This window comes from Paraburkholderia phenoliruptrix (assembly GCF_902859825.1).
Lineage (GTDB): Bacteria > Pseudomonadota > Gammaproteobacteria > Burkholderiales > Burkholderiaceae > Paraburkholderia > Paraburkholderia phenoliruptrix.
Genome location: NZ_CADIKB010000016.1, coordinates 15,065 through 28,505 on the forward strand (window position 1 = coordinate 15,065; position 13,441 = coordinate 28,505).

The following is a 13,441-nucleotide window of genomic DNA, read 5'->3' on the forward strand; positions in this document are numbered from 1 at the left end:
CGGCAAGCCGATCAATAACTTTAGGGCCGCTTTTCGCGCCGACCGTATCAATCGCGCGACAGCGCGCCCAGCGTGCGTTCCAGCGCCGCCTCGCCGAGCGCAACGCCGTCCGCGCTGATCGTATGGCCGACGCCCGGCAACGCGTAGGCATCCACGGTATAGCCCGCCGCGCTGAAGGCGTCCGCGGCGTATTCGAGTTCCTGAACCGGAATCACTTCGTCTTCCTCGCCGTGAATCAGCGTGAGCGGCGTCCCGTTGCGGGCGACGACCGGCGACGCGAGCCGCCCGGAATAGGCGACGACGCAGGCGGCGCCTTCCGCGCTGGTCGCCACGTGATGCAGCGCCATGATGGAACCTTGCGAAAAGCCGACTAGCGCAAGGCGCCCGAAAGCAAGCTGCCAATGCGCGAGCTCGGCTTCGAGCATGCGGCGCAGGGCCGCGTAAGCCGCCGCCGCGCGCGCCTCGCGGTTGCCTTCGCTGATGTCGCGCAGACTGAACCACTGCCGGCCGCCAAAACCGCCGTCGAACGGATCGGTGCCGTCGAGCGAAGTGAAAGCCACGTCCGGCAGACGCTCGCTCCAGATGTCCGCGAGCGGCATCAGATCCCGCGCGTTGCTGCCCACGCCGTGCATCAATACCACCAGCGCTTTGGCGGGCGTTTGCAACGGCGCGCGCCGCCAGCCATGTTCGAATTGCTCCCAAGCCATATTGCTTTTCCTTCGCTTTCATTGAATTGCGGTTGATGGCGGCCACGCGCATTCCGCGCGATGCGGCGCTATGCGCGCTGGTTCGGTCCTAGCCGCGAGCATACGCTGTCGGCTCGGCTTGCGGTGCTGGCGGTGCCTGGTGCGGCTCGTGCAGCCAGCCTCGGCTGCCCGCGCCGGCGACGTCGAAAGATGAATGCAGGTATGCTTTTGCGAGCATTTGGCGGACCCGCGGCGCGGCTTGAGCGCGGCGCGCATGCACACGCACTTGCACGTGCAGCCAGCGTTGCGCCACGGCAAACCGCGCGAGGTCCGCCGCATATCGATCCGGGAGAACGTCTTGAGCCAACCTTCGTCCGCGGCGTCGCCCACGCCCGCCTCCGCTCCGCCCGCTCCTCCGCCGCCGCTCCGAGGCGGTCAGCTGGTGCTCGCGACCATCGCCGTCGCGCTCGCCACGTTCATGAACGTGCTGGATACGTCCATTGCGAACGTCGCCATTCCCACTATTTCCGGCAACCTGGGCGTTTCCGTCGACGAAGGCACCTGGGTCATCACCGTATTTGCCGCGGCCAATGCCGTGTCGATTCCGCTCACCGGCTGGCTCACGCAGCGCATCGGCCAGGTGAAGCTGTTCGTCGGCGCGATTCTGAGCTTCGTGCTCGCGTCGTGGCTGTGCGGCATTGCGCCGACACTGCCGGTGCTGCTGCTCGCGCGGGTGTTCCAGGGCGCGGTGGCCGGGCCGCTGATCCCGCTGTCGCAGGCCATTCTGCTCGGCTCCTATCCGAAGGAAAAAGCCTCGACCGCCCTCTCGCTCTGGGCAATGACCGCCACCGTCGGTCCGATTGCCGGCCCCGCGCTCGGCGGCTGGATCACGGACAGCTACAGCTGGTCATGGATCTTCTACATCAACATTCCGGTGGGCATCTTCGCTGCGGGTGTCACGTGGATGATCTATCGCACTCGCGAGTCGCCCACCCGCAAGCCGCCTATCGACGTGGTCGGGCTCGGTCTGCTGATCACATGGGTCGCGTCGCTGCAGATCATGCTCGACAAAGGCAAGGACCTCGACTGGTTCGCCTCGCCGGTTATCGTGATTCTCGGGCTGACGGCGCTAATCAGCTTTGCGTTCTTCCTCGTGTGGGAGTTGACGGAAGAGAACCCCATTGTCGATCTGCGGCTCTTTCGCGAGCGCAACTTTCTGGGCGGCACGGTAGCGATTTCCGTCGCGTATGGCGTGTTTTTCGGCAATCTCGTGCTGTTGCCGCAATGGATGCAGGAGTATTTGAATTACCGTTCCGTCGACGCAGGTCTCGTCACCGCGCCGCTCGGCGTGTTCGCCGTGATTCTGGCGCCGGTGATGGGCCGCGTGCTGCCGCGCTCGGACGCCCGCATCATTTCGACCATGGCGTTTGTCGGTTTCGCGATCGTCTTCTATATGCGCTCGAAGTACGTGATCGAAATCGACACCTGGCATCTCGTGATACCCACGCTGCTGCAGGGCATTCCCATGGCGCTCTTCTTCGTGCCGCTCACCGCCATCATCCTGTCGGGACAGCCGCCGCACAAGATCCCGGCGGCGGCCGGCCTGTCGAATTTCGTGCGCGTCTTTTGCGGCGCGGTGGGCACCTCGGTTGCCGGCAACGCGTGGAACAACCGTACCGTGCTGCATCATGAGCGGCTGACCGAACGCGCTTCGGTCGACAACCCGTTGTTCAATCAACAGATCGATTCGACCCAGTCGCTGCTGCATATGAATACGCAGTCGGCGCACGCGCTGTTCGATTTCACCGTCAATACGCAGGCCGCGATGATGGGGCTGAACGACATTTTCTTCGTGTCGGCGGTGATCTTTATTCTGATCATTCCGCTCATCTGGATCACGCGGCCTGCCAAGGGCGGTGGCGGGGGCGCAGCAGGCGCGCACTGAACGGCGCAGTGAGTTGCACATCGCGCGGGCGCCCTATGCCCAATCCGGTGGGACTTGCCAGTAGAATCGCGGCTCCACCGGGTTGAGCCTTATGAACTACGCATCCATTCTCGAACAGATTCATCGCGACTTGCGGCCTTATCTGGGCACCGGCAAGGTCGCGGATTACATTCCGCAACTGGCAAAAGTCCCCGCCGACAGCTTCGGCATGGCGATCGTCACGGCATCGGGCGAAGTATTCCGGATCGGCGAAGCCGACACGCGTTTTTCCATTCAGAGTATTTCCAAGCTATTCGCCTGCACCATGGCGTTCCGCCTGCTCGGCGACGCGCTGTGGCAACGTGTCGGCCGCGAGCCGTCGGGCAATGCTTTCAATTCGCTGGTGCAACTCGAGGCGGAGCACGGCAAGCCGCGTAATCCCTTTATCAATGCAGGGGCACTGATCGTCACCGATGTGCTGTGCCGGCGTTTCGTGCAAGCCGAAACCGCACTTGTCGAATTCATGAGACGCTTAACAGGCGAGACCAGCATCGACTACGACTCGCGCGTCGCTCAATCGGAATTGCAGCACGCGCATCGCAACCGCGCGATGGCGCATTTCATGGCGAGCTTCGGCAACATGGAAATGCCGCCAGAAGTCGTAGTCGACGCGTATTGCCGGCAATGCGCAATCTCCATGAGTTGCGTCGAGCTGGCCAAAGCCGCACTCTTTCTCACGAATCACGGGGTGGTGCCCGCCACTGGCGAGCGAATTCTCGATACGAGTTCCGCGAAGCGCCTCTCGGCACTCATGCTGACCTGCGGCACGTACGACGCCGCCGGCGACTTCGTTTACCGCGTCGGCTTGCCCGCGAAGAGCGGCGTGGGCGGCGGCATCGTCGCGGTGCTGCCCGGAGAGATGGCGGTGTGCGTCTGGTCACCTGGGCTCGACGCCAATGGAAATTCACTAGCCGGCGTGCTCGCACTCGAATGGCTGACGACTTATACGGGAAAGTCAATTTTCTGATTGCGAACGAGCGCAGGCGCACAGACATTCGCGGCGAATTGCCGCCACAGACCCTCATTTCACGAGAGCATCAATGTCATTTCTCCAATGACTAAACGGCATGCGCATGTTTCATGGCTGTTGCATGCGAAACCAACTTGCTCAATTACCGGACAACGGTTCAACGTTTCGCGCCGCGTGCGAGCGCGACGGCCTCGTCGTGTCTATGCTTGGTTGCAATGCAACAGAGTGAATAGTTCTGCCCTGTTGTCCGAATCGCAGCGAAATCAGGAGACCTTCCATGTGCGGAATCGTAGGAGCAGTGGATCGCCGCGATGTCACTTCCCTGTTGACCGAGGGCTTGCGGCGCCTCGAATACCGCGGCTACGACTCGTGCGGAATCGCTGTCCTGCAGCAGGGGGCACTCCGGCGCGTGCGCAGTGTCGCGCGGGTCGCGAATCTCGCCGCGGAAGTTGCCGCGGCTGACTTGTCCGGAATGATCGGTATCGCACATACAAGATGGGCGACGCATGGTGCGCCTGTCGCGAAGAATGCGCATCCCATCTTTTCCAGCGGCGAAATCGCCATTGTTCATAACGGCATCATTGAAAATCACGAATCGCTGCGAGAGGACCTGCAAGCGCACGGTTACGTTTTCGAATCCGATACGGACACCGAAGTTGTCGCGCACCTGATTCATCGGATGTGGACGGAGCAAGCGGCGCAAGGCGCAAAAGACCTGCTTTGCGCAGTGCGTCATGCTCTCGGGCGGCTTCATGGCGCTTACGCCATTGCGGTATTCGCGAGGAATGACCCGGGCCGCGTGATCGGCGCACGCGCGGGCTCCCCACTCGTCGTCGGACTGGGCGAGCAAGGCAACTATCTGGCCTCCGACGTCATGGCGCTCGCGGGCGCGGTCGAGAACTTCATTTATCTGGAAGAAGGCGACATAGCCGAATTGACGCTTGACGGCGTGCGGCTCGTCGATCGCAGCGGCCATGCCGTTGAGCGCGAGATCCAGGTACATCGTGCGAGCACGCACTCCGTGGAGCTGGGGCCGTATCGGCACTACATGCACAAGGAGATCTTCGAGCAGCCGAATGTCATTGCCGACGCCATCGAAAGAGTCGACACCATTTCCGCAGACTTATTCGGCCAGGGCGCACGCCACGCGTTTCGCGAAATCGATTCCGTATTGATCGTTGCGTGCGGAACGAGCTATTACGCCGGCATGACAGCCAAGTACTGGCTCGAATCGCTTGCTAAAGTAGCCACGCAGGTGGAGGTTGCAAGCGAATACCGTTATCGCAGCAGCGTGGCGAATCCAAATACGCTGGTCGTGGTGGTGTCGCAGTCGGGCGAGACGGCCGACACGCTCGCTGCGCTCAAGCATGCTCAAACTCAAGGCCATCGGCACACACTGGCTGTCTGCAACGTTGCCAGCAGCACCATGATGCGGCAAGCCGAATTCCAGCATCTGACGAGCGCCGGGCCGGAAATCGGCGTTGCGTCGACGAAAGCCTTTACCACCCAGCTCGTTGCGCTGTTCCTGCTGGCATTGGCGCTCAGCAAGCAGCGCGGACGCCTTCCCGCCGCGCAGGAGGCAACGTTCCTGGATCAATTGCACCGTTTGCCGGGCAAACTGAACAGCGTGCTGGCACTCGAAGCGCAGATCATCGCGTGGGCCGAAACATTCGCGCGGACCGACCATGCTCTTTTTCTCGGCCGCGGGCTGCATTATCCAATCGCGCTGGAAGGTGCATTAAAGCTGAAGGAAATCTCGTATGTCCACGCCGAGGCCTACCCTGCCGGCGAATTGAAGCACGGACCGCTTGCACTGGTGACAAGCCAGATGCCGGTCGTGGCAGTGGCACCGAACGACGCACTGCTCGACAAACTGAAGTCGAACCTGCAGGAAGTCAGGGCCCGCAGCGGCCAACTGTATGTATTCGCCGATGCCGATTCGCGAATTGCGAGCGGCGATGGGCTCCACGTGATTCGCATGCCTGAACATTACGGCAGCCTGTCGCCCATTCTGCACGTGGTGCCGCTGCAGTTGCTGGCGTATCACACCGCGTGCGCGCGCGGCACCGATGTCGACAAACCCCGGAATCTGGCGAAGTCCGTTACGGTCGAATGAGGTGTAGCGCACAGACGCGCGGCGCGCATGTGTGTACAAGCAAACAGTTGCGCAACCCGAATTGCGCGCCGCAATGCAATCGGAACTCATTAGCGGGCCTATGCCCGGCTATTCGCGAGGAAAGCGAACATGCAGATCTATCCGATTCATCCGAGCTTTACTGCGGGAGCGAGCTTCGACCTCGCGGTGGAGCCGAACAGGCGCTTTAGCATCGCCATTTATCAGCAACAGAACGACGACTCGCTTACGAGCCTGTGTGGCGTGGTCGTGGCAGGCAAAAGCGGCGTGAGCGCCAACCTGGTGGATGGCAAGTACGTCTTCCAGTCGACCGGCAATAGCGCGCCGATGCGCTTTAACGAGGACTGGAACTGGCCGACCATCACCCTCCGCCCGAACGTGTCGGGCTTGCACAGCGGCGCGTATGTGGCGATTGCCTACGAAGTGGACGGCGCGGGCAAGCCGGTTCATGAACTCGGGCGTGCCTGCGCCGCACATCGCCCGGTCTTTGCGGCGCGGCCGGAAAGCGACAGCATGGCGCTCGTCATCGCCCGCCCGCGTGCGCCCACGGCTGCCCTCGCGTACATCATTCCGACGGCAACGTACCACGCGTACAACTCGACGGGCGGCGGCAGCTTCTACGACGACCGCGTTCATCGTTATCGCGCGGCGAACACCGTGAGCTTGCGACGCCCCGGCGGCGGTCTCGGCGCGCGGCTCGGCGAACCGGTCGATCCTTACGACACCCGCTCGACACGCCAGCAATTCGCTCATTGGGACGGCAAGTTCATACGCTGGCTGCGCAAGGAAGGCATTGCCTGCGACTTCTACACGGATCTCGATCTGCACAGCGCGACCGCGCTCGATCTCACGCGCTACCGCTGCATGCTGAGCGTCGGGCATCACGAGTACTGGAGCGAGGAAATGCGGGCCCATGTCGCGTATTTCGTCACGCAAGGCGGAAACGTCGCGGTTTTCAGCGGCAATACGTGTTACCGGCCTGTCAGGTTTATCGGCTCGGAACCCGGCCAGCCGACTGAAATGCGCAAACTCGCGGAAAACTGGGATGTGCTGAAGGAACAGATCGACCTCGACCCGCGTGTAAGCGGCAATGAAAGCCATCTGATAGGACTGACGTATAAGCACGGCGGCGGCCACTGGGGCACGTGGTCACGCTGGCGCAGGCGCTGGGTCAAATGCGAGCGCGAGCCCATCGGCTTTACGGTCAAGCGACCGGAACACTGGGCCTTCGCGGGTACTCATCTGCAGAAAGACGCCACCTTCGGCGCAGAAGACCGCCTTGTCGGCTACGAGGCCGACGGCGTCCCTCCGGATTGGCCCAAGGACGCCTTCGAAACGCTCGCGGTCACGACTCGGCTCACGGGATGGGAAATGGGCGGTGCAGGCGCGATCGGCATATTCCGTCCACTGCTTCGAGACGGACGCCGCAGTAGAGGCGAAGTGTTCAACGTGGGCACAACCGACTGGGCTCGCGCGTTGGTCGACGTCACGGCAAAGAGCCATCTCGTCGTGCAGCAGATCACTCGCAACGTAATCCGCCAATACACAGGTACTGAAGAGACAAACGCGTTGCAACAGAACTCTGCGCTGCACGAAACAGCCGATGCCGGCGGCGAGATCGCATTACACACGGATGCAGGCTGAGGGGGCCGTTGCCGTGTCATAAACGCTGACCGTTGCCGACACAATGTTGTCGGGCCACGGCACGATCGAGGGGGCATTTTTATAGTGTGAATAAACGATCTTTACGTTAATTCGCATTCCTATGTATATCTTTCCATGTACTGAACATGGCGGTCTTTTAATTGCCGCTTTTCCTCTCGCATTAACCGTCTTTTTTACACTACACAAACAGGTTTTTGCTCGCCCTGCGCTTGCGCCCATCCGTTGATCAGCACGCTATAGCGGTCGTCTGCGTTGTCAGCCAAGGTTGGCCGGTGAAGGCTGAATTTAGGTGAGCACGCAACGAGCCTTACAGCGTATCCTTTCATTCAGATCCCAACGAAGAAGATTGCGTAAGCACCGTCCTCGGCGACGTCTCTTCGCTTCGCCCGACATAAAGCACTGTCATACCTGACCGGCATTCGACCAATAACGCGCAACGCTCTGAGCACCAGGAGACAGCATGAATAAACTCGCCCCCGCCAGGTGCCTCCCACCGACGGATAACGCGGCACAAGTACTTCGTCTGATTAATACGAATGCCCATATTGATATCGTGTCGAGCTATGAGTTCGAACGTCGTGACGAAGGCCCAATGAATGGAGAAAGACTTGCTGCCGATAGCGCCGCGTCGATGCGCCGCGCTCGCGAAGGCGCCGACAAACTGCAGATGCTGATTGCACCCGAAACCGATGCCACGCTTGCTTCCATCGTACGGTCCCGCCTGGATTGTCAAGACCTGATTGCGCCGGTATGGATCCTGGACCACACAGATCGCGGCAATGTGATGGCGCGGCCGGCTGAAATACGTATCACCTTCCTTCGGCAAGCCGATCACGCAAGCTCCGCAACGTCCGTTCAGCCGAGAAAGGAAGACGACAAGATTCGCGCTTGCGCGCAATGGCTCACCGAAAACTGCGAGCACGAGATTTCGATTGCCGATGTCGCTCAAACCGCGGCGATGAGTGAGCGGACTTTTCTGCGCCGGTTCCGTCAGCAGATCGGCACGACACCGTCCGAGTATCTGCTGCAAGCACGGCTGGAACGGTCTCGCAGGCTGCTCGGCGAATCGGATCTTCCGGTTGACAAGATTGCCCGACGCAGCGGCATGGGCAACGGATCGCAGCTCGCCAAGCTGTTTCGCAAGCGGTTCGGAGTCTCGCCCACGGAGTTCCGGCGCCGCGCCCGCACAGGTCCTGCCTGAGCGAGCGCGACCATGGAAGAAGGCCGGCCGCATGGTCATTGGCGAGACCTGCCCTTGGCGTCGCGTGCCGAAAGGTTCGCGTTCACGTCGATATTGATTGGTTTTGGAACTGTGTATGTTTTTGCCGTAATCATTGTTTTTCTTCTGGTGGCGATTGCAATGATTCCAGTGCGGATTTTCTCTGCGATTGCCGGCGTTATCAGGGCCGCAAAGCGGCGCGGATAACGGTGTTTCAGGCGAGCCGCGCACTGGCGATGCGCGACAAGCAATTGGCGGTTGTGCCGCCGATTAGCCGGGATTTGCAGAATCCGCCGCCACTACAATCCAGCTGTCGCCGTGTTTTCAGTGCATTTCATAACTATATTGGGAGCCCAAATCGTGATGGATCTCGTTGAACTCTCCAGGCCGATCGTCAATGAGAAGCGCGACTGTCCGGAAACGTCAAGGCACATTGGCCTTCTCGTGTCGCAGAACTTCTTTACAGCAAGCGCCGGCGCGATAGGCGACGCTTTCCGCCTCGCCAACCGGGCGGAAGTGCACCGCAGCGAAGACATGCCGTACCGGCTCACGGTATTGTCAGAAGAAGGCGGACTCGTCACCAGCTCGTGCGGTATTTCAATCGTCACCGAGCAATTGAACCGCTACAGCGTCAGTGACTTTCACGCGTTCTTTGTGGCATGCCGCGACGCGACGGCTACCGCCGAGCCGAACGACCGCCTGCACTCGTGGATTACGCGCCATGGCGCCGTTGCATCGCTGCGCATTACGCAGGGCTCGAGGCTTGCGGTGGTCTACAAGAATGCCTCGCGGCTCGCAGTCCCCGTCTTTCTATTCGACGACAATCCGGTGACGTCCCGCCTGAGCGGCACGACGCCTGCCGAGCTGGCACTCTCGCAGATCGAGCGCGACCTGGGTCCGCTCATTGCCAGAAAGGTCGCCCTCGAACTGCAGACCAATGCTGCGAAGCACACGCGGCCGCGCGAAGGCGACGCGAAATCGCTGACTACGGCGACCAAGGTTCGCGAGTCGGCCCGCTGGATACAGGAGAATTACAGCAAGCCGATTTCAGTTGCACAGGCAGCGGAATCGGCGGCAATGAGCAAACGCAATTTCCGGCGCCGCTTCAAACAGGAGTTCGGCATGACGCCGCTGGAGTATCTGCTGCGCACGCGTTTTGACGTTGTCTGCACAATGCTGAGTTCTACCAACATACCGGTGGGGAAAATTGCGCGACGATGCGGAATGGGCGACGGCAACCGCCTCGGCCGTCTTTTCAAGGAAAGGTACGGCATGTCGCCTACTGAATTCCGCGCCCAGCGGCACGTGAGCCTGTGAGCGGCTTACTCATGAAGAAAGCCACCCTCGCACCAGGCGCATTGTTATGACGACTCCGATCCGCAAGACGCTGTTGTATCTGATCCTGATCCAGGGCGGCAATTACATCGTACCGCTGCTGATGTTGCCGTACCTGGGTCATGTGCTCGGTGCGAGAGAGTTCGGGGTGCTGGCCTATTGTCAGGCTGTCGCGCAGTACATGGTGTTGCTGACCGACTACGGTTTCAACTTCACGGCCACGCGCCTCGTGTCCGTGAAACGCGACCATCCGGAGGGGCTCGCCGAGGTTTATACGAGCACATTCGCTGCACGGCTCGTGCTGGTTGCCGCGGCGCTTCTTCTGATCGTTGCAGGTATCGCGTACGTGCCGGATCTGCGAGACCATGCGGACGTGCTCGCCGCGCTGTTCGTCGGCATCGTTGCGAACGCCGTTACACCGATCTGGCTTTTTCAGGGCCTCGAATGTATGCGTGCATTGGTGCTGCCGACCTTTGTTTCGCGGCTTCTCGGTCTCGTATTTCTCTATCTGGCCGTCAAGGGACCGGGCGATGCGGCGCTGGCTGCACTGGGCGTCAGTCTCGGCAATGTTCTGCTCGCGGTTTGCGCGCTGTGGATTCTGCATCGCAACCGATTGGTGAAACTCGTCGGCATCTCCGCGACAAAAATTGCCGAGGCGCTGAAGGACGGCTTTCCGTTATTTTTCTCGTTTGTATTGATCAGCTTCTATGTGAACTTCAATTCGATCCTGCTGAATTACTTCCACGGACCGGAAGTAGTGGGTCAGTTCGCGATGGCGGACAAGATTCGTGTGGCCGCACAGGCTATGTTCATGGTGATCAGTCAGGCGTTCTATCCGCGCATCAGCCAATACCACGCAACCGATCGGCAAGCCGCACAGCGTCTCATGCGCATGGCGATGCTCGCCGTGTTCTCCACGTCGATCAGCCTCTTTATCGGCATCGAATTGCTTGCTGCATGGGGGATCGAAACATGGGTCGGCCCGCAGTTCGATGCGTCGATCCCCCTCTTGCGACTCGAAGCGGTGCTGCCACCGATCATCAGCGTAGCCGTCGTATTCGGCGACCTCGGACTGCTCGCTCAAGGCCGGGCGCGTTCGCTGACCAATGTGTTTCTCGGCGCGACGGTTCTGCATCTTCTCTATGTCGTTCCACTCACGCGCTATGGCGGCGCAAAAGGAACGATCGCCGCGGTGATCCTGACCGAAGTGGTCGGCGCGGCGGCCTTCATGTGGCTGTATTTTCGCGGCGCCGCGCCTCGCGCACGAAGCGCGGCGCGGATGTCCGTTGCGTCGCCGGCGAGCCAGGAAGCACGCGGCGCGGATGCCGGTTGAATTGCAGTACTGCTTACCTAATTATCGAGGTGCCTTATGCCAGTTTTTTCGATCATCGTGCCGGCCTACAACGTGGAGCACTATCTCGACGAAGCGCTCGCCAGCGTTGCAGGACAGTCCTTCACGGACTTCGAGGCGATCATCGTGGATGACGGCTCCACGGACGGCACCGCCGCGATTGCGCGACGCTATTGCGAAAGCGATTCGCGATTCCGGTATGTGTATCAGCCGAACAGCGGGCAATCCGCGGCGCGCAATCTCGGCACCTCGCTGACGACGGGCTCCTACGTCTACTACATGGACAGCGACGACCTGATCGACACCGACACGTTGAGCGTGTGCCATCGGGAATTCAGCCATTCCGACATCGATGCCGTCATGTTCGAAGCGGCGGTATTCCCGAACGACGCGCCCATGTACAAGCAGGAGGTCAACGGCTACCGGCGTCCGCTCGGCACCGCGAGATTGTGGTCGGAAGAGTTCGTCGTCGAGTCGTTGCGGCAAGGGCGCTATTTCGTGTCGCCGTGCTGTTTCATCGCGCGGCGCTCGGCCATCGGCAATCTGCGCTTCATCGAAGGCATTGTGTACGAGGACAATCACTTCTTCGCGGCCTTGCTGCTGCAGCAAAGGATCAAGCTCGCGGTGCTGAATCAGGCGCTATTCAAAAGACGGCTGCGAATGGACTCGACGATGTTCACGACTAAAACGCTGCACCATTACAACAGCATGTACCGGTTGCTTCACGAGATGTCGGAGCTGTCGTTCATTGCGCTCGACCCACCGGCGCGCGCGCGGATCAAGCAGGAGATTATCGGCAAAACGCTTGGCGACCTGCACTTTGCAAGCGCACTGGTCGGCCCTGATTTCAAGCTGCGCAGCATGAACGTAGCCGCAACCTGGTACGTCGCCACGCATATTTCCCCGCGGCTCTTTTCGGCGAAACGTCTATTGCTCGCGCTCGTGCCGGAACTCTACCGGCTGAAGCCTGAAATCTGACTGCGGTGCGCGCCCTTCTTTCGTTCAATTATCGCGCGGGAGTCGAGTTAAAAACGCAAGTCGCGCCGGACGCCAACCGGGCGTGGCTTGCGTTCGCGGCGGGCACAGGACGTCCACGTGACGATTTCATGGGAGATACTCACCGGACCACCTCATGAAAGACGGCGCACGGTACTATCTTCGTCGCCCCGTCCCGGATGTCCCTGTCCCATGGAACTGAAGCAGATCCAGTACTTCATCGCGCTTTTCGAAGAAGGCACCGTCACGCGCGCCGCCAGGCGGCTCAACATTGCGCAACCGGCGCTCAGCATGCAGATCGCCAAGCTCGAAACGGAGATCCGGCAGAAGCTCTTCGAGCGCGGGCCGCACGGCATGGCGCCGACCGAAGCCGCACGGCTGATGTACCGCCTTTACACGCCGATCATGCGCGACATCGATCACGCACGCGAGCACCTGAGTCGTCGCGATGTCATCGTGACAGGCCGCGTGTCGCTGGGGATGGTGTCGTCGGAGGCGCAGAGCGTGTTGCCCGAATCGCTCGCCCGATTCGATGCGCTTTTCCCGCAAGTGGAAGTCTCCGTCGCCGATGGCTTCAGCGCACAACTGATCGACGCCGTCGAATCCGGCCGGCTCGATGCCGCCATCATCAACAAGCCGCGCGGACGGCTGACGCTCCACGTAGAGCCTTTGCTCGTAGAAGAAATGGTGCTGGTGACCAGCGTCGCGCACGGCCCAACGCTGCCCGACGAAATCGATCTCACGCAACAGTCCGGCATCGAATTCGTCCTGCCCACACGCCGCAACGGCCTGCGAGGCGCGCTCGATGCCGCGCTGATGGCGGCTGACGTCGTCGTCAAGCCGAAGTTCGAGATCGATCTGCTCAGCACCATCGTTCAGTTCGTTGAGCAAAGCCATGTCGCAACAATCCTGCCGCGCGTCGTCGTGCAGGCGAAAGTGGACGAAGGACGCTTGCGCGCACGCACGATCGCGTCGCCGCCGATCGTGCGTCACATCATTCAGGTCACGCATCCGAAGCGGCCGATCGGGCCGGCCGCCCAGGCGTTGATCGCCATCATCACCGAGGAGATCCGGCGCGTGACGGCAGGATCGCTCGAATGA

11 protein-coding genes are annotated in these 13,441 nt (G+C 60.9%); 10 read left to right on the forward strand and 1 reads right to left on the reverse strand.

What is annotated here, in order from left to right; all coding sequences use genetic code 11:
• Window positions 1-47 precede the first annotated feature (47 nt).
• Window positions 48-707, reverse strand: coding sequence for an alpha/beta hydrolase (locus tag HV711_RS17315; RefSeq protein WP_035479063.1), 660 nt, complete (start codon window positions 705-707; stop codon window positions 48-50).
• Window positions 708-1,044: 337 nt separating this feature from the next.
• Here HV711_RS17315 and HV711_RS17320 point away from each other — a divergent pair, with 337 nt between their 5' ends.
• The 10 genes from HV711_RS17320 to HV711_RS17365 all read left to right on the forward strand — a co-directional run bounded on the left by HV711_RS17320 (window position 1,045) and on the right by HV711_RS17365 (window position 13,441).
• Entirely contained in the window at window positions 1,045-2,631 is a 1,587-nt protein-coding gene (locus tag HV711_RS17320; protein ID WP_035479176.1) for a DHA2 family efflux MFS transporter permease subunit, read from the forward strand.
• Window positions 2,632-2,722: 91 nt separating this feature from the next.
• Window positions 2,723-3,637, forward strand: a complete 915-nt coding sequence (locus HV711_RS17325) for a glutaminase (protein ID WP_013590296.1) — start codon at window positions 2,723-2,725, stop codon at window positions 3,635-3,637.
• A 280-nt stretch (window positions 3,638-3,917) separates the two neighbouring features.
• Window positions 3,918-5,756: a glutamine--fructose-6-phosphate transaminase (isomerizing) gene (gene glmS, locus HV711_RS17330; protein WP_035479065.1), complete on the forward strand. Its 1,839-nt coding sequence runs from the start codon at window positions 3,918-3,920 to the stop codon at window positions 5,754-5,756.
• A gap of 129 nt (window positions 5,757-5,885) precedes the next feature.
• Window positions 5,886-7,418 (forward strand): N,N-dimethylformamidase beta subunit family domain-containing protein, encoded by a 1,533-nt coding sequence (locus HV711_RS17335; protein ID WP_035479066.1) that lies wholly within the window; start codon window positions 5,886-5,888, stop codon window positions 7,416-7,418.
• Between the two features lie 481 nt (window positions 7,419-7,899).
• Window positions 7,900-8,640, forward strand: a complete 741-nt coding sequence (locus HV711_RS33955) for a helix-turn-helix domain-containing protein (protein WP_013590299.1) — start codon at window positions 7,900-7,902, stop codon at window positions 8,638-8,640.
• Window positions 8,641-8,652: 12 nt separating this feature from the next.
• Complete coding sequence (locus tag HV711_RS17345; protein WP_014971881.1) at window positions 8,653-8,865, forward strand: hypothetical protein; 213 nt, start codon at window positions 8,653-8,655, stop codon at window positions 8,863-8,865.
• Window positions 8,866-9,021: 156 nt separating this feature from the next.
• Window positions 9,022-9,975, forward strand: coding sequence for a GlxA family transcriptional regulator (locus HV711_RS17350; RefSeq protein WP_063826548.1), 954 nt, complete (start codon window positions 9,022-9,024; stop codon window positions 9,973-9,975).
• Window positions 9,976-10,021: 46 nt separating this feature from the next.
• Window positions 10,022-11,326, forward strand: a complete 1,305-nt coding sequence (locus tag HV711_RS17355) for a flippase (protein WP_028359828.1) — start codon at window positions 10,022-10,024, stop codon at window positions 11,324-11,326.
• 36 nt (window positions 11,327-11,362) lie between these two features.
• Entirely contained in the window at window positions 11,363-12,322 is a 960-nt protein-coding gene (locus HV711_RS17360; protein WP_014971884.1) for a glycosyltransferase family 2 protein, read from the forward strand.
• A 210-nt stretch (window positions 12,323-12,532) separates the two neighbouring features.
• Entirely contained in the window at window positions 12,533-13,441 is a 909-nt protein-coding gene (locus tag HV711_RS17365) for a LysR family transcriptional regulator (RefSeq protein ID WP_028359827.1), read from the forward strand.